Below are 17,568 nucleotides of genomic sequence, written 5' to 3'. Positions count from 1 at the left end.
ACACCCGCTTCTCACACTTAAAGCCAGACGCAATTTTTTTTAGAAAAACTTCCCTAAGTTGTTGACCTAAGTAAAAAAATCATTATGATACGCAGCTCCTGACACGGGGTGGTTAGCTCAGTTGGGAGAGCGACGGCCTTACAAGCCGTAGGTCACAGGTTCGACCCCTGTACCACCCACCACTTCTCTTACTCTTGCCCGGCAAGAGCAACCAAAGAGAAGCAGGAATGCGGACCGGTAGTTCAGTTGGTTAGAATGCCGGCCTGTCACGCCGGAGGTCGCGGGTTCGAGTCCCGTCCGGTCCGCCATATACAAAAAGCCCTGCTCGCAAGAGCGGGGCTTTTTTGTATGCGCTAATTAGAAAAGAGTTTGGTTTTTTTAAACTTCAGCTGAAGCCGCCTGGCTCTCCTCCCATTCCCCATCCATCGCTTCGTCGCCGCCATGCAATAGATACATCAATCGCTCCAGCTCCGGCATTTCGTTAAAGCACTCCGCCTCACCAGAAATTTCATCCCAGGATGCTTTGGATTCTGTGCAAAGATGGGCCACAACTTTCCCATCGATATCCCCCTCCAACAATCCCGCAGGTACCCAGAAGTGCGTTGTATTACTCATTAAGTGAGGAACTGTACTTCCGCATCCACTGCAAAAGTCAGATCGATAGCCCGTAGGAGTCCGGAATGAAGAGATTCTGTCTAAGCCCCGCACCCAGCGAAACTGATCCCGGCTAATAAACATGGCCGTATCCGAGGCGGAACCACTCAATTTGCGGCAGAGTGAGCAATGGCATTGGTAAAGGTTTGGAATTGGCTCTTCCAGCTGGAACTCAACCCCACCGCATAGGCACTTCCCATTCATCCCTTTCTCCTTCCGCAAAACTGTTATTCGAAGTCGTCCATGAAATCGCAATAGGTTAGCAACAATATCTCAGTCCTACCCAAGACTCCTATAGACACACAGTGAAGTAAATGCCATTTGGCGCCTTATTCAACGAACATCATTAAATATCCAAGGATCTGGGGTTTAGCTTCGCCGTGAGGATATGATCCTCCCAGCATCCATTGATCTTCAGGTATTTTGCCGCCCTACCCTCGACAACGAAGCCCAGTGCCTCCAGTAGAGCAGCCGACCTATCGTTGCCAGGCATGTAGTTAGCCATCACCCTATTCAAATTTAGGGTGTCAAAAGCATAATCAACGACATGACGACACAAGCTCCCCATTAAGCCCCGCCCCTCGTGGGACTGGTCAACTGCATATCCCATATTACAGGCCTGAAATGGGCCTCGCATGATATTCGTCAAGGAGCAAACACCCAGTAACTGATCACACCCGGACTCTAATGCAGCAAACTTTAAAATTCCTCCAGAGCTTATGCGTCGAATCCAGGACCCGGAACTGTGAAAACCGGGCTCACGAATGGGCTCCCAGCGCTTCAGGTGCTCTTCATTAGATAAATAAAAAGCAGATATGGCGGGCGCATCTGTCACTCCGAGCAAACGTATTTCCACCAGTCGATTACCTCACCATTCACATTCTGATTAAGCTCAATCAACCCATTTATACCGGCACTACTATTCAATTGACGGTAAAGAGTCCCGCTGACCGGGAAGCTCACCAAGAAATTCCCAACCCCGGGTCCTGCCGCTCTCATAACCTTCCTCGAGCAACTCTGCTTCCTGGGTAAAACGCTTAACCGGGAAATTGTCTGGAGGCGCAATAACCGAAACCTGGCACCCCTCTGGAGGCACCTCGATAAACTCCAGGGCCCGATTATATTTCTCCCCCCTCTCTAGCACGGCCTCAAATAGCCGGGCATGATCACGGAAAAACTGTTTGATAAATTTTGGAGCAGGCCCCTTAATTTTCCGATACCCCAGAGGGCGCGAAAGAATAACGGTTATATTTCTGGCCCCCTGCTGATAGGCCTGAATAATCGGTATCGAATCAGCCAGACCGCCATCGGTCATAGGCTCCCCATCCACTTCAGGAAACCCCCGGTAAGCAACCGGAATGGCACAAGAGGCCGGGAAAACCTCGTGCATATTTTCTGGAGTTACTTTCAGGTATCTAGCCTCCCCCGTGTTGATACTGGTAGTCACGGCATAAAGCGGTATTCCATTCTCAACATAACTATCGACACTGAGCGGAATATCCTGATATGACGCATGCCACAACCAGCCAATATCACAAAAATGACCGCCTCGGAGATAGCGGCGCCAGTCGATGAAGTCTGCTCGCCGGGCATGGTCCATTAGTATTTGCCGACTTCGCCCATGATTTCCCGCCAGATAACCAATCAAGTTGGTGGAGCCTGCGGATACACCGATCGCAAAATCAAATGGCCGATAGCCCGCCTCCAAAAATGCATCCAATACGCCTGCAGCGAAAATCCCCCGCATAGCACCCCCTTCGACCACAAGGGCTGACTGGGAATTCTCGTTAATCAAAATACAGTCTTCCATAGCGAGCAACCGTTAAAACCAAACCATCTCTACCTTTGCCAAGCAGATTCCAATAGCACTATGATTGAGGCATTCAGGTAATCCGTTGAGTTAAACCAAGTATGCCAACAATCGCGTTTAAAGCGCCGTGGAGCCGCCAGCTCCAAATTATCAGTGCCATATGCACATTACTCCTACTGGGACTGCCGCTCTTTCTGGCATCGAGAGCACCAGCTGCTCCATCTACCCTCTATAGCATTGCCATAGCACTTCCGCCTGCAATACTGGCTCTCAGCGCCTTCTTTGCCATCCGTGGTTACGCCATCAAAAATGGCAACCTCTTGATATTGCGCCCGGGCTGGAAAACCACCATCTCCTTGGAGGGGCTATCTGAAGCATTCCCCGACTCAACCGCCATGCAAGGATCAGTCCGCATCTTTGGCAACTCCGGCTTATTTGGCTATATAGGCCTGTTTCAAAACCAAAAGTTGGGGCGCTATCGTGCATTTGCTACCGATCAGCAAAAATCTGTCGTACTGCGCCTGGCTACACAAACTATCGTGATCACCCCCGATAAACCGGAGCGGGCAGCGGACATTCTCCGCCAACACTGCCAACTTCAACCCAACCCAAATTAATTGCTCCGACAACAACGCCACACGAATAGGTACAAGAAGTCGACAGGAAGTTCAAACCGATGAAAAAGTTCGCTTTTATAATTGCCGCCGCATTTACGCTGCTATCAGCAAGTGCTCACTCCGCTTGTGTGATTTTATTGCATGGACTAGCCAAATCAGATAGCTCAATGGAGAAACTGGCAAAGGCCATAGATGCCGAAGGTTTCCAAACGGTCAATATTGATTACCCTTCGACCCAGCACTCCATTGAAACCTTGGCCAGCATGGCCATAGCGCCTGCTGTCGAGGAGTGCGGTAACGCGCAAGAAATCAATTTTGTCACTCACTCCATGGGCGGCATTCTGGTAAGGCAATATCTACATTCAGCTGAAATCAAAAACCTGAATCGCGTTGTCATGTTGGGCCCGCCCAATAAAGGCAGCGAAGTAGTTGATAAACTGGGAACATTCCCCGGTTTCAAGTTTATGTTTGGCGATGCTGGGCTACAGCTGGGTACCGGTGAGATGAGCGTCCCCAACAAGCTCGGTAGTGCAGATTTTGATGTAGGTATTATTGCCGGCACTCGCAGCATCAACCTGATTCTATCCCGCCTTATCCCAGAAACCGATGATGGTAAAGTCTCCGTATCCAACACAAAACTGGATGGCATGAATGATCATCTGCAAATGCCAGTGACCCATGTGTTTATGATGAAAGATAAAAAAGTTATCTCGCAAGTTATCCATTACCTTAAGCATGGATTCTTTCATAGAGCCGGCAATCAGGCAGCCAATTAAAATTTATCGATCTTATAAATAATCTATACCCTTTAACTCCAATCACAATACAAAATTAGTGACAATAATTTGGAATTCACCTTTATGCAGTGGCAATGGTGCAGCTTTAAAGAGCTTACGCTCAGTCAGCTTTACGAAGTTTTGCGAGTAAGGCAGGAAGTTTTTACGGTAGAACAAGATTGCCCCTATCAGGATGCCGATGGCAAAGACCAACACTCCTGGCACCTGATCTGCTGGGAGGGAGACGAAAGTAACCCGCAGGTTATGGCCTACCTGAGAGTTGTTTTCCCAGGCCTTAAATACCGGGAACCTTCGATAGGAAGAGTGTTAACCGCAGAAGCCAGTCGCGGAACAGGCCTGGGCAAGGAACTGATTCGCCGAGCCGTAATGCACACATGTGAAGAATACCCCAACACTGGTATTCGCATTTCAGCTCAACAACATTTGGATAGATTTTACGGGGAGTTTGGCTTTGAGCAAGTGTCTGAGCCGTACCAGGAAGACGGCATCCCGCATATCGAGATGTTACGCCCTGCCAAGTAATTGAAAGGGATCTTATAGGTCCGATAGAAGTTTTGGGGGCCCTGCAGAGGCACTGCGAGCCCCCCAAAAAAATCTAGTTGCTACCCAGTGGATTGGCACCGGCAGATACAGTCTCACTATCCGACTGACGCGCCCTGCTATAAAGGCAAGAGGCCGCGATTCCAGCAGCAATTAGCAACCACACAACATTAACGATCAGTGATGCTCTCACAAAGGAATCCTCACCAAACTGAGCAACGTGCACTACAACTGCCCCGACGCAGGCGATAATTGTGGCAATACGCAGAGACATAGACCACTTGGCCACTGTCCCCATGAAGGCAGCCGCAACGCTTAACGCCAAGGTTACCAGCCAGAACACCTGCGCAGCATTTAGCTTAAACGCCAGATAAGTCACCGCACTCAGAGCAATCGCAAATGGTACACCCCATACCTGAGCCATCCAGACTCGCTCCAAACGTACGGCGGGATTGCCGCGCTGACGCTTGCGAACAAACCAGATATTGATGCCGGATACCACCAGCAAACACATCCCCACCCCCAGCAGGAAGTAAGCAATTTTCACAGGGAAACCGGAAAAGTGGCCAAAGTGTAAACGGTACGTAGAAAGGTAAACTTGTTTAGCCGCGTCCCCCTCAGACCAACCTTCTTTTTCAATCAGGTTGCCATCGGGATTAAAGTGGTAACGCTCACCCCAGACCAATCGCTCTGGAACTCGGGTCCACACCTCAACAACCTGGCCTTCACGTCCAGGAAATGCCACTTCTAAACGAGTGCGCTCTTCTTCCGGTGCGATACGATCCATTGTTGCCAGAATTGCAGCATAATCCGGATAATCAACTTCAGGGGCGTTTTCCTCCATCACCGGATGATCCGCGTAAAGCATGTGCTCTACCTTTTCCGTATCACCCTCAAAGAATACGCCGGCAATTGCAAAAGCGGCTACCTGGGACAACCCGATAAAAGCCCCGGTAATGGCTATGGCAAGATGAAAGGGAGAGGCCCAAACCCCCAGGCGATTGTGCAAATCCACTTGCTGAAGACGCTTAGAGCCAGAAAGGCGGAAAGAGAAAGCGTCTTTAATAATTTTGGGATGGGCCAGCAAACCGGAGACGATCAGAGCGGACATCACCATCCCGATCAAACCAACCAGGATGACCCCATAACCAACAGGAAGGTTGAGCGCGTAGTGCAGGTAGGCCAGGAAGTGGGTCCACTCATGCTCCACCTTGCCCAGCAGGGAACCATCTTCAGCGACATATCGCTCCATATCGCCAACTTCAACCATCAATCTGGGCTTATCCTGATTGGGTATGGTGAAGGTAATTGAATCGAGATCCTCTTTTTCCTGCTTAGCTAACGCAATAGCATTTTCTGTAGCCGTCCGATACACAGAGGCTTCAACATTGAGGCTCTCAAACTCGGAGGCCTGCTCCCAGCGTTCGAACTCATTGTAAAAAACCGCCAGTGTTCCGCTGACGCAAACAATGTATAAAAGAGTGGATACCGCCAGGCCGAGAACTGAGTGTCCATCGGTCATATCACGGACAAAGCCTGGGGTCGGTTTAAAGGAAAATTTCACGTTAAATTCCTACTCAAGTCCGTTGATCTATGCTGCCGAAGCGGGAAGCGCAAAGGTCAGCAACAAGCCGCTGACCACCGAGAAAGCCAACATGGCAGCCGAAGGGCGCAGAAGCTTTTTATCGGCACAGCACCAAACCATCGCCAGGGTCCAGATTATCACCGACAGGAAGGCTCCGCCGACCAAGCGAACAGTTTCAGAAAACCCGGTAAAACCAAAGAAAAGCAGACCGGCGATCAAACCACTGGCCGCGGGCAAAAGAAAGGCAGCCATAAAACGCAAGAAGCCCCGCAACCACAATGGAAGCAGGGCTTGAGATTCGGGTGTTCCCGAGCGCTGTTTTTCAACGGGCCTAGGGCCACTGGGCCAGTCACCCTTAAGAGCCAATAACGCAAAGACCCCGAGCATCACTATTAAAGTGGCAATACTGATTCCATATTCCACTCCAACAATTGAGCTCCACCCAAAAGCCGACAACACCATGGCTCCCCAACCACCCCAACGGCGCACGAGCTCTGCCCCTCTGCGGGACCAGGCGGAATAAAGGAGCAGAATCCCGGCCAGAGCAAAGGCGCTGGAAGCTCCTGCAATCATATAAAAAGACATTGGCATAACCATAACTGCGAGAGACTCGCCTCTCGTCTGGTTGCTTAAACGTAAAAAAGGGAGCCCGCCCACAGACTCCCCCTGCGGACAGGCTCCCAGTCTACACTAACTTAAAAAATGTAGCGTGCTTCTGCAGTGACGTAACGGCGCTCACCGTAGAAACAGTCACCGCGACTCAGGCATGAGGTCGTGTGCACTTCATCAGTCAAGTTCTTCACATTGACCTGAAACTTCCAGCTATCCAGCGTGTAGCCAATAGTCGCATCATACAGAGTATATGAAGGATTATCGGTCGGGAACTCTGCCAGCAGCGCATCATAGTACGCGTAGTAAGCGGGAACACCAGTGAACTGTGATAACACGATCTCCCGTGTTTTATCCATTCCCGCATAACTCTCCCCAACATATCGTGCACCCAAACCAACACTCAAGCCGGGAACCCAATCACCAAAGTCATAGTTCCCCCAGAAAGAAAACTGCTCTTCTGGCACAGCCTCAAGTTCAGTACCAACCTCATAGTAAGCTGTACTTTCTGTTATTTCAGAGTTCGTAGTACTGTAGTTTGCAATCAGGGTTAAGTTACCCCACTTTCCACTAGCTTCAAGCTCTAATCCATCAATTTCAACTCCACCGAGCTGAGTGGCTTCACCTGAGCCAGCAGAGCTCAGGTCATAAGTTAGGAAATTTTTCTGCTTAATTTCATATGCGGAAGCCGTAACTAGCAAGTTAGTTCCTTCGGGCTGAAATTTAATCCCAGCTTCAATCTGCTCGCCTTCAACTGGGCGGAATGCACGACCTGACGAATCCGTACCAGCCACAGGTTCAAAGGACTCCGAATAGCTAACATAAGGAGAAATGCCACTATCAAAGGCGTACATCACACCGAGCCTCATGGTAGTAGCGTCTTCACTATCTGCATTTTCTCCTTCTGTCCGAGACTTGGTAATGTCCTTACGAAGGCCAGCATTGACAATGAAGTTACCCAGGGAAACTTGATCCTGAATATAGAACCCTAGCTGCTCAGTGCTAGTTTTTGGATAATCGTAAGGCTCAATCCCTTCCGGAACGTAACCGTATACGGGGTCGAAGATATTGATGCTCCCACCAGCGCCAACTGCATAAATTTTATCCTCATTGATCTCCGCATCTTGGCTATCTAAGCCAAACGAGAGATTGTGCTCGAGTAAACCAGTAGAAACCTCTCCAGAAACTCGCAAATCAAAAATTAGCAAGTCACTAGTTGCATCCTTCATATAAGCAGTACGAGAAATATCACTTATATCTTTATTTAAGCGCTGTGTAAGATCGAAATCCGCATACATTGAATTGTAATCAACTTCGCCCTCAGAATAGCGAAGACCAGCATTAATACCCCAGCTCTCGTCAAACCGGTGATCGACCCAAATGCTATAAGCTGTTTGCTCAGTATCATACTTATCCCAACCTGGCTCACTCAGGAAGGTATCAGTAGGTATATCACCATTTACGTTATCAATACGCGTACCGCCCCAGGGCAAGAATGCAGCTGTAGTGCCGGTTTCATCTTTTTGATAACTTGCCAAAAAGGTAACTTCTGTGTCGGCACTTGGACGCCAAGAAACTGAAGGCATAAATAGGGTGCTATTATCCTCCACATGATCCACTTGCGCGTCGGCATCACGCGCATAGCCAACTACACGATACAGCCATTCTCCATCAGCATCGAAAGCACCAGTAACGTCCCCCGCAATTACTTTCCGATTATAGTCACCACCCTGGACCATCAATTCGCCACCAAATTCACTCTTGGGACGCTTTGAAACCAAGTTAACGATGCCACCCGTAGAGCCCTGACCGTAAAGAACTGAAGACGGACCTTTAAGGATTTCTACCCTTTCATATGCATAGAGATTAGCCCGGGAGCTGGTGTAACTACCAAAGATAGATTGCAAGCCGTCAACAAACATAACCGGCTCAACTGCACGAATGGTTGACCAATCCCCACGGGAGTCAACTCCGTAAGTACCGCCATTTACACCTGCGGTGTACTGGAGAGTATCTTGAATCGACTTAGAGCCAGTTGTGTCGAAGAATTCTTTATCACGTAAGGAGATAGAAAAGGGGGTCTCATCGACCGGAATATTCAGCTTACCAATGGAGGTCTGACGATCCAGGTCCAGATCACCGATAACATTAACTTCTTCTATTCCTTCATTTTTATCTTCTGCAGCGAACACCACAGAAGAACCGCCCGCAGCAATAGCCAGCGCCAATAAAGAGCGGCTGATTCCAGAAATTACAGGAGAAGCTTTTTGCATACTTTTAATTCGAGCGGTACTCATGGAGATCCCTCAACGCCAACTGAATTTGGATGGGTCACAGTCAAACTGTGATCCAGGTAACTGGGCGCGAATCCTAATAGGAATCGTTATCATCTACAACATTATTGGAACATTTTTTTGCTAAAAAGAGCGATACCATGATTAGGGACAAGAAATACGGCATTAAAGGACAGCATTGCAGCCTCCAAGCTGCACTTTCGTACCATCAGAATGACTCGATGGAATGAGTAAAAGCAGATTCTAAGGCAGGAAAAAGACTAAGTGGCTGCTCAGCAGCAACCACTCAGATTGGGATTGTATCTACCGGGATTTAATTTAGAGAATTCTAGGCAAGGATCCCTATCCTATTAGGGGTAGGTATAACTAGCCTGCACTCCCAAAGGCATCCCCAGTGTCCAGTAAGCCACCAGGAACAGTGACCAGCAAATCAGGAACACAATCGAGTACGGCAACATGATGGATACAAGTGTCCCAATACCCGTTCCCTTCACATAGCGCTGGCAGTACACAACCACCAAGGGGAAGTAAGGCATCAACGGGGTAATAATATTGGTGGAGGAATCACCTACCCGGTAAGCCGCCTGGGTGAGATCAGGGGAGAAACCGATCTGCATCAACATAGGCACAAAGATGGGGGACAGCAGCGCCCACTTGGCAGAGGCAGATCCCACAAACAAATTGATAAAGGCTACCAGTACAATAATACCCATCAGGGTAATCGGGCCCGGCAACTCCATCGCCGCGAGCAAGCTCCCTCCCTCTACCGAAAGCAGCGTACCCAAACCGGAGCGGGCAAATTCAGAGATAAACAACGCACAGAAAAAAGCCATCACTATGTAATAAGCCATGGAGCCCATGGTTTTGGACATCGCATCAATAACATCCTTACTCTGGCGGAAGGTGCCGGCCGCATAGCCAAATACCACACCGGGAATCACAAACAGCAGGAAGATCAGCGGTACAATTGACTTCATAATCGGCGCTGTAAAGGAGGCTAATTGCCCTTCTGCATCGCGCAAGGCCGAAGTCTCCGGCAGCATCCAGGCCACAAGTCCGACGATACCCGCTACCATCACAGTTACCGCCAGGTACATGGCTTTTTTCTCGCGGGCGCCCAGTTCCTGCATTACTGGCATATCCGCTTCATCGCCATCCACCTCTACATTCTTGAGGCGGGGCTCGATGACCTTATCCGTCAACCACCACCCCAACAGGGTCACCAGCAGGCAGGAAGCCGAAGTGAAGAACCAGTTATTAAGGGGGTTTACCTGCATCTCCGGGTTGGCGATTTGTGCGGCTGTCTGGGTAAAGCCTTGCAGTAAGGGATCAATCGCTGAGGGAACAAAGTTGGCAGAAAAGCCCCCTGAAACTCCGGCAAATGCCGCAGCGATACCCGCTAAAGGATGGCGCCCTGCCGCATAGAAGATCACCCCTCCGAGAGGAATTACCAATACATAACCTGCATCTACGGCTGTATGGCTGACGATGGCCACCAAAATCAACATAGGTGTCAGCAGCATCTGCGGCGTTACCGCCAGCAGCTTTTTCAATACCGCATTGATAAAGCCACTCTGCTCAGCCACACCGACCCCCAGCATAGCTACCAACACCACCCCCAGGGGCGCAAAACTGGTAAAGGTAGTTACCATACCAGATAGGAAGCGAGCCATTTCACTACTGGAAAGCAGGTTGGTTACCTGTATCGCCTCGCCGGTAGCGGGGTGTAAGGCTTCGAAGTTAACACCGGAGAGAAGCCAGGAGAGCACCCAGATTCCTACCATCAAGATCAAAAACAGAACAGCGGGATCAGGTAATTTATTACCGACAACCTCAATAAAATTGAGCGCTCGATTAATCCAGCCATTTTTATTATCGGCACTATTGCCGGCATCAGGATTTGCCTGAACGTTTTCCATGTTTGCACCCTGTACATTTATTATTTTTTATTAAAAAGGAGGCCGATACTCCATGGCCTCCTGCTTTTTCAGGAAAAGCTCTAACCTATCTTGCGGATACCAACCGCGTGACGCAACTTCTCGATAAAAGGCGCAGAGTAAGCGCGAGCCTTAATAGCCCCCTTCTCCAGCTCCGTTTCAATTTGGTCTGGGTTAGCCAGCAGCTCATTGTAGCGCTCGCGAGCCTCACCGATCTGGCCGTTCACCAGCTCAAACAACTGCTTCTTGGCCTCACCCCAGGCAATGCCCTCTTCAAAAGCTTTACGCATTTCAGCTGTCTGTTCTTCGCTGGCAAATGCCTGCCAAACCTGGAATACAGTGGAAGTATCCGGATCTTTTGGCTCACCCGGCTCCAGCAGGTTGGTTTTGATCTTATTAATGTGCTTTTTCAGCTTCTTCTCAGGAAGGAACAGCGGAATAGTGTTGCCGTAACTCTTACTCATTTTGCGGCCATCGAGGCCCTGTAACACAGCTACGTGGTCGTCAACTACCGCTTCTGGTAAAGCGAAGTGCTCGCCGTAGTGGTGGTTAAAGCGCTGGGCAATATCCCGAGCCATTTCGATATGCTGTACCTGATCTTTACCCACCGGCACCTTATTAGCGTTGAACATCAGGATGTCCGCGGCCATCAGGATCGGGTAGCTATACAGCCCCATGGTGACGCCAAAATCGGAATCTTCCCCATCGGCGCGGTTGGCATCTACCGCTGCTTTATAAGCGTGGGCACGGTTCATCAGGCCCTTGCCTGTCATGCAGGTGAGCAGCCAGGTTAATTCAGGAATCTCATGGACGTCGGATTGACGGTAGAACACCACATTGTCGGTATTCAGGCCCAAGGCCAGCCAGGTTGCAGCGATCTCCAGGGTGGACTGATGGACCTGTGCCGGGTCCTGGCACTTAATCAGTGCGTGGTAATCGGCCAGAAAGTAGAACGATTGGTTGTTTTCATCCTGACTCGCGGCGATCGCCGGGCGGATTGCACCCACATAGTTCCCCAGATGTGGAGTACCGGTTGTTGTAATACCGGTTAATACGCGCTGTTTCGTCATAATTCCTTCGTAGTCTGTACTGTCATCAGGCAATAGAGACCGAATCATACCCCTTTAGTGCCCGGGGGTGTATCAACCAAAGGTACCGACTCCCCATAGCCGTACCAACACGCGGCCAACGTTAAGCCTCAACCGCCACTTTGGCGGAAACCTGGAATTGGCGCTGATATTCACTGGGTGAGATCCCAAACGCCCGACGGAAATGGTGACGCAAGGTCGCACTACTCTCAAAACCAGCCAGTTGGGCTGCCCGATCTACAGACTCCCTACCGGACTCCAGCGCCTTCTGCGCCGCCCGCAAGCGCTGCTGGATCAGCCACTCCTTCGGAGCAATTCCCATCGACTGGCGAAACTTTCGGTCAAAGCTACGGCGGGATAAATGGGCGCGCTGCGCCAAATCATCAATTTTAATAGCGCCATCCAAATTGCCAATCGCCCAATCCAGCGCGGCGGAGAAGTGATCCGGCCGTTTGGCAACCGGCATCTCCACATATTGGGCCTGGCCACCCTGCCTATGGGGTGCCATCACCAACCGCCGAGCCACCGAATTGGCCAATTCATAACCATGGTTGCGCCGCAAAAACTCAATGCCCAAATCGATAGCGGCACTACTACCCGCAGCGCAAGCCAATACGCCCTCCCACACATAAAGAACATCTCCCACATACTCCACCGCAGGAAAGCGCTCACGAAAACGCTCTGCAAACAACCAGTGGGTAGTCGCCTGCCGGCCGTCAAATAGTCCCAGTTCCGCAGGCAGAAAAGCACCGGAGCAAAAAGTAAGAATCTGGCGGCCGGCAGCGGCAAACTCAGCCACCGCCCTATGTACCCGCTCTAAATAAGCATCTTGTGCTTGTGCATTGGTCGACCAACAGGGAATCACCAGCAGATCATAATCCATCAAACTCTCTACCCGCCGACAAGCCAGAGCCAGACCGCCGGTCGCCAGAGGATTTTCCTCAGCGAAAGTCACAATTTCACCGGTGTAGAGCTCGCTAAGTTCAGGGCGGGGTAGGCAAAAGAGTTCGGTAGCGCAACCGAGCTCGAAGAGCGAAACCTGCCGGTGGGCGAGAACAGCCACTTTCTGGCTCTTATTAGGCTTTTGTGCCAACGTCGACATAGGTACCCCTAACCCTCAGCAGTTAATTAAATTAGGTTAACGAATAATTCCAATCCAGCATACCCAGTTGAGCAGTTATTGAAAGCAATGCAGGGAATAAAACCCTCAACCTTTGAAGCATTATTTAATCGGTAAATCACCATCATCCTCAAATAAGTAAAGCCGAACCCCACTAGCCAAAGCCGACCCACAAGTTTGCACGCAGAATTGGCGCAAAATTAATGCTATCTGGCTCAGAGGTAGATCGCCCGGGAGCAACCAAAAAGGGACACTATCGCCACTTGGAAACCTGACGAACCACCGAAAAATCACCGGGAGTAATTTATGAGTTCAGCCGTAAGTAGAGTGCCCGCTGCCAACAGCCAAGATGCGCTAAACCACTTCCAAAACCTCCTATCTTTTGAAACAGACTGCTGGGATGTACACCACGCAGTCAGCCAAAATCGCAAGGATTTCGTACTTTTAGATGTGCGAGGTGAAGAGGCTTATATAAATGGACATATACAAACAGCCGAATCCTTACCATATAGCCGTATCAATAAAGACCGGCTGAGCGAATACCCTTCAGATACTTTATTTGTTGTCTATTGTGCAGGCCCACACTGTAATGCGACAGAAAAAGCAGCTATCAGGCTGGCCACACTTAACAGGCCGGTCAAGAAAATGATCGGCGGCATCACCGGATGGCTAGATGAAGGGTTTACCCTCACCCAAGAAACAGCCAAATCAATTTAACTCCTATTGTTAGCCCCTTACAGGATGACATAGCTTGGCATAAGGATGTGTCAAGCTATCAAACGCCGACTCAAAGAAATACTGATTAAATGGTACTGATATGTTTGTTCGCCATGCCCACCCCACCGACTGTTTTTATCTATACAATATGATGCGCTGCTTAGCCAGGCATAATAATTCAACTGACTCCTTCCATATAACCCAAATTGAATTGCAAAACAGGTTGTTTCAGAGGAAAGAGCATCAAGTGCTGGTTGTGGAACAAGACCACAACCTTGAGGGGTATATCAGCTTTAATATTATTCCAGAAAGTGAAAGCTCGGCGGCCTGGGCTATTATCAGTGAGCTATATATCGGGGATTGCGATACAAACCGAAAAGAAGAGATTACCCAAGCCCTATTGAGTGCAATTGCGAAAGAAGCTCGGAAGTATCACTGTAGGGATATAAGGTGGAAGGTATCTTCAAAGGGGCATAAATAAAAACGGGCTTTTTAGCAGGGATTGCAAGTTCAACTTGCAATATAAAAAAGATGGAGAATTCTAAAACTCACCTGACAGAAAATAATTAGCCCTTCCGCCACCTAACTAGCTTTGATATTCAAAAGAGCCTTTTGGCAGCAAAGAGACACTCGAACCCGAGTGCATATATCGCCTGCCAGCCAAAGGCTAAAACTTTATGCTTGGAGTCTAGCGTCTTAATCACTTGCCCCAGAATTGTCCCCCTTACGGCATATTCAAGCCTCCAATTTCTTTTTCTTTTTGATCCTCACATAGACTTCTTCACGATGGATAGGCAGTGACTTGGGTGCGCTTATGCCTATCTTAACTTGATTACCTTTTACCTCCAGCACTGTGACTGAGACATTTGCTCCAATTCTTAGATATTCACCTGTCCGTCGCTTTAAAATCAACATACTCATTTCCTTCAATAATCAAAGTTTGGGCACTTCCGGAATGGGGGAACTTGTGATTCAACGTTTGGAGGAAACATGGGGTGGTGCGCGAGGGCGGTAGGCACAGAAGAGGAAAAGGCGGGCGCTAGACTTCCAGAGCTTGGGAATTGGTCCCAAACTGCTGAATGTACTCCACTTTATTGAAGACGAGCGGGTTTCTAGCGTATTATCCATATAGCCATTTTGATAGTCAGATTATCAACTTGGTTAGCTGGCCCCGGGTGTTGGTAGCACCTTGGGTCAGCGCCTTTTACTTACTCTTATGTCACGCTACCGTTCTCCTATAAGGGAATGGGTCTTTTAGAAAATTCTCGGTTCTCTCGAAACCTTCAAGTCTGTAAAGCCTTTTTAATCGGCTCGCTCAATTACGATCAAAATACTAAAAATATCTACCGATTCTACGCAGCTTTGACATTAAAACAAACTTAATAAATTCCAATAAGATCATTTTCGTGCCTATATTTTTTTATGTGTCGGGCTTGTGAAACCCCAGCCAACAACTGCTATTTAGACTGGGATCCTCCCTCTGACTTTTCAAAAGCTTGAAGAAATAAGCTCTCATTACCGTAGCAGGGAAGAGTTTTCTGAATTAGATTAAAACTCCCACTGAACCAACTTCACAAACAGCACATAGTGCGTTTTGAGCTAGTGATAGTGTAGGCACTCTAATTTATAACCGTATGAGCGATAATGATTGGATATGCTCGCAATCAATTGGGGGCAGCTAAAATTATCTTTTTCAAATTCACCCTAGTTTAATAATACTTGAAATCAAGATGCCCAACACCAAAACGAAAAACCCTAACCTTTGACAACCAAGAAAGAAGTTAATCATTAACTAGCAAAAAGAAAATCCAATCACCTACCATTCCTTGCTAGATATGCAAAGTAAATAGAATATTCAAAGTATAGGGCTAAAAAAATTTAGCCCTAATCTCTCGATCGTACCAACAGTAAAATTCAGAAAGAGAAATAAAGGAAAGAAATTGAGGTCTCACCTTACAGAAGACAGGTTGGTAAAGCATGGTTGGACCCACGAATATGGGTCCAACTGATATAGAAATATTCCTAGGGATTGAGAAAGATATCGTCTAACTAGTAGATATAAATAGCCCCCGCAGCATCCGCATCATTTAAATCTGGATCAGCCATAATCCCAGTATCCGAGCCCTGCTCTTCTGGAGCGCCCACTACCAGGGTATCACCATCGCCACTTAAAGCGATTGAAGTTCCAAAGTAGTCACGCTCATCGGTGTTATTAGCTTTCAGGTAAGTGCTCTCAATCCACTGCCCATCAACCATCGAATACATATAGGCCGCGCCCGCCCTAGATGCCGAGTTGTCATTGCTATCAGCATAGAAACCTATACCAGCACTACTCTCCTGAGCACCTACCGCAAGTAGTGAGCCATCATTGTTCAGGCTAATAGACGTACCAAAAGCATCATCTTCATCGGTGTTACTCGCTTTAAGGTAGGCACTTTGGTACCAAGAATCTTCTTCATATGAAAATAGATAGACAGCGCCATTATTGAAGCCATCGCGATCATCAGGGTTCTCTGAAGCACCTGCTTGAAGTGGGGCACCCACAGCGAGCAGGTTGCCGTCACCACTAAAACTAACATCCCAACCAAAACGATCGCCCACTCTTGCACTATCTGCAGTAAGTAGCTGTTGCTGAGCCCAGCCTCCATTATTGGAGAAGATATAAGTTGCTCCCCTGCCACCATGCCCACCAATAGCACCAACCGCCAGAATGGAACCATCATCACTCAAGCTAACGGATGAACCAAAGTCCATATTTGAATTACTATCACTTGCCTTCAAATAAGCTTCTTGGCCCCACTCAACCCCAGAATACTGGAAGATATATACTGCACCAGAATCCAGAGCTTCGTCATTATCTGGGCCACTATTGACACCGGTAGCATTACTATCTTCAGATGGGGCTGCTACTGCCAAGGTAGTTCCATTACCACTTAGACTCAACGCCCGCCCAAAAAAATCATAGTAGCCATGATTATCTGCTCTTAGTTTAGCGCTGTGAGTCCACTCTAAATCCTCACGGGTGAATATATGAACTGCGCCAGCCGAAAAGTTATCATCCTCACCATTTTCTTTGTAGGCACCAATAGCCAACGTATTTCCGTCGCCACTGAGACTCACTGCAGATCCAAATGCAGCTCCACTTTCAACCTCTAAAGCTTTTAAAACAGCTCGGTAAACCCAACCATCTTCACCATAATCAAAAATATATACAGCCCCTGACCCGCTAGCTGCATTATTAAATTCATTTAACTCATTACTATCTTCGCCAGTCGCACCAACAGCTATGGTAGAGCCGTCGTCACTAATCGCAACGGACCAACCAAACTGGTCTCCGGCTTCGGCATTACCGGCCTTAAAATAACCAATACTATCGACAACTTCCTCATCAATCGATATTTCACTTGAATCCAAGCAAGTTGTATCATCACAGCTTTGCAGTATATAGCGAGCGTTCAATCGCTCGAATAGAGGCACCTTAATTTCTACGACTTCAGAACCTGCAGAAATTTTATCACTAACCACTTCATAGCCAGATTGCCCATCTTTGTTCTCAAGAAGTTGATAATAGGTAGCCCCTTCAACATCCGACCATTCAAAAGTAAACACTTTTGCTGAATTGAAATATAGGTAGGGAGTCGCCGCTTCTGAGATCGAGGGACCTCCGCCACTATCATCTCCTCCACCAGATGAGCCGCCCCCACAAGCGCTCAAGATCACACCACATGCAATAACTACCGAACTGCTTTTAAACTTCACAACATCCCTCCCCAAGGAATATGGATTGAATCGCGCGCAAC

Annotated in this window: 15 protein-coding genes and 2 tRNA genes; 6 read left to right on the top strand and 11 right to left on the bottom strand. The window is 48.5% G+C overall.

Annotated elements, in window-relative coordinates:
• Positions 1-106: 106 nt before the first annotated feature.
• Both ACJJI4_RS05555 and ACJJI4_RS05550 read left to right on the top strand, forming a co-directional pair.
• Positions 107-182: transfer RNA gene (locus ACJJI4_RS05555), tRNA-Val, on the top strand.
• A 49-nt stretch (positions 183-231) separates the two neighbouring features.
• Positions 232-308, top strand: a tRNA-Asp gene (locus tag ACJJI4_RS05550).
• A gap of 70 nt (positions 309-378) precedes the next feature.
• Here the strand turns inward: ACJJI4_RS05550 and ACJJI4_RS05545 are convergent.
• The 3 genes from ACJJI4_RS05545 to ACJJI4_RS05535 all read right to left on the bottom strand — a co-directional run bounded on the left by ACJJI4_RS05545 (position 379) and on the right by ACJJI4_RS05535 (position 2,464).
• Positions 379-858: a GFA family protein gene (locus ACJJI4_RS05545; protein WP_444927356.1), complete on the bottom strand. Its 480-nt coding sequence runs from the start codon at positions 856-858 to the stop codon at positions 379-381.
• A gap of 142 nt (positions 859-1,000) precedes the next feature.
• Positions 1,001-1,510, bottom strand: a complete 510-nt coding sequence (locus ACJJI4_RS05540) for a GNAT family N-acetyltransferase (protein WP_444927355.1) — start codon at positions 1,508-1,510, stop codon at positions 1,001-1,003.
• A gap of 63 nt (positions 1,511-1,573) precedes the next feature.
• Entirely contained in the window at positions 1,574-2,464 is an 891-nt protein-coding gene (locus ACJJI4_RS05535; protein WP_444927354.1) for a patatin-like phospholipase family protein, read from the bottom strand.
• 101 nt (positions 2,465-2,565) lie between these two features.
• On the opposite strand from ACJJI4_RS05535, the gene ACJJI4_RS05530 reads away from it, so the two are divergent.
• From ACJJI4_RS05530 to ACJJI4_RS05520, 3 genes are all read left to right on the top strand, one after another.
• Complete coding sequence (locus tag ACJJI4_RS05530; protein WP_282933480.1) at positions 2,566-3,081, top strand: PH domain-containing protein; 516 nt, start codon at positions 2,566-2,568, stop codon at positions 3,079-3,081.
• 59 nt (positions 3,082-3,140) lie between these two features.
• The gene (locus ACJJI4_RS05525; protein ID WP_444927353.1) at positions 3,141-3,857 is read left to right on the top strand and encodes an esterase/lipase family protein; all 717 of its coding nucleotides are present in this window, start codon (positions 3,141-3,143) and stop codon (positions 3,855-3,857) included.
• Between the two features lie 84 nt (positions 3,858-3,941).
• Positions 3,942-4,400: a GNAT family N-acetyltransferase gene (locus tag ACJJI4_RS05520; protein ID WP_444927352.1), complete on the top strand. Its 459-nt coding sequence runs from the start codon at positions 3,942-3,944 to the stop codon at positions 4,398-4,400.
• Positions 4,401-4,473: 73 nt separating this feature from the next.
• Here ACJJI4_RS05520 and ACJJI4_RS05515 read toward each other — a convergent pair whose 3' ends face one another.
• The 6 genes from ACJJI4_RS05515 to ACJJI4_RS05490 form a co-directional block, all read right to left on the bottom strand.
• A complete protein-coding gene (locus tag ACJJI4_RS05515; protein ID WP_444927351.1) occupies positions 4,474-5,982 on the bottom strand; it encodes a PepSY-associated TM helix domain-containing protein in 1,509 nt (502 codons plus the stop codon).
• 27 nt (positions 5,983-6,009) lie between these two features.
• A complete protein-coding gene (locus tag ACJJI4_RS05510) occupies positions 6,010-6,588 on the bottom strand; it encodes a hypothetical protein (protein ID WP_444927350.1) in 579 nt (192 codons plus the stop codon).
• A 110-nt stretch (positions 6,589-6,698) separates the two neighbouring features.
• A complete protein-coding gene (locus ACJJI4_RS05505; RefSeq protein WP_444927349.1) occupies positions 6,699-8,909 on the bottom strand; it encodes a TonB-dependent siderophore receptor in 2,211 nt (736 codons plus the stop codon).
• A 347-nt stretch (positions 8,910-9,256) separates the two neighbouring features.
• Positions 9,257-10,825: an AbgT family transporter gene (locus ACJJI4_RS05500; RefSeq protein WP_444896666.1), complete on the bottom strand. Its 1,569-nt coding sequence runs from the start codon at positions 10,823-10,825 to the stop codon at positions 9,257-9,259.
• A gap of 80 nt (positions 10,826-10,905) precedes the next feature.
• The gene (locus ACJJI4_RS05495) at positions 10,906-11,913 is read right to left on the bottom strand and encodes a tryptophan--tRNA ligase (protein ID WP_282933487.1); all 1,008 of its coding nucleotides are present in this window, start codon (positions 11,911-11,913) and stop codon (positions 10,906-10,908) included.
• A gap of 121 nt (positions 11,914-12,034) precedes the next feature.
• On the bottom strand, positions 12,035-13,033 hold the full coding sequence (locus ACJJI4_RS05490; protein ID WP_444927348.1) for a helix-turn-helix domain-containing protein: 999 nt from the start codon (positions 13,031-13,033) through the stop codon (positions 12,035-12,037).
• Positions 13,034-13,357: 324 nt separating this feature from the next.
• On the opposite strand from ACJJI4_RS05490, the gene ACJJI4_RS05485 reads away from it, so the two are divergent.
• Entirely contained in the window at positions 13,358-13,768 is a 411-nt protein-coding gene (locus tag ACJJI4_RS05485; protein ID WP_444927347.1) for a rhodanese-like domain-containing protein, read from the top strand.
• Between the two features lie 735 nt (positions 13,769-14,503).
• On the opposite strand, the gene csrA is transcribed toward ACJJI4_RS05485, so the two are convergent.
• Together csrA and ACJJI4_RS05475 are read right to left on the bottom strand one after the other, a co-directional pair.
• Positions 14,504-14,683: a carbon storage regulator CsrA gene (csrA, locus tag ACJJI4_RS05480; protein WP_444927346.1), complete on the bottom strand. Its 180-nt coding sequence runs from the start codon at positions 14,681-14,683 to the stop codon at positions 14,504-14,506.
• 1,134 nt (positions 14,684-15,817) lie between these two features.
• Positions 15,818-17,527: a hypothetical protein gene (locus ACJJI4_RS05475; protein WP_444927345.1), complete on the bottom strand. Its 1,710-nt coding sequence runs from the start codon at positions 17,525-17,527 to the stop codon at positions 15,818-15,820.
• Between the last annotated feature and the right edge of the window lie 41 nt (positions 17,528-17,568).

The organism is Microbulbifer maximicatervae (SeqCode) (assembly GCF_052467305.1).
Note: the sequence above shows the minus strand (reverse complement) of the source record. Positions and strands in the feature narration are given on the sequence as shown.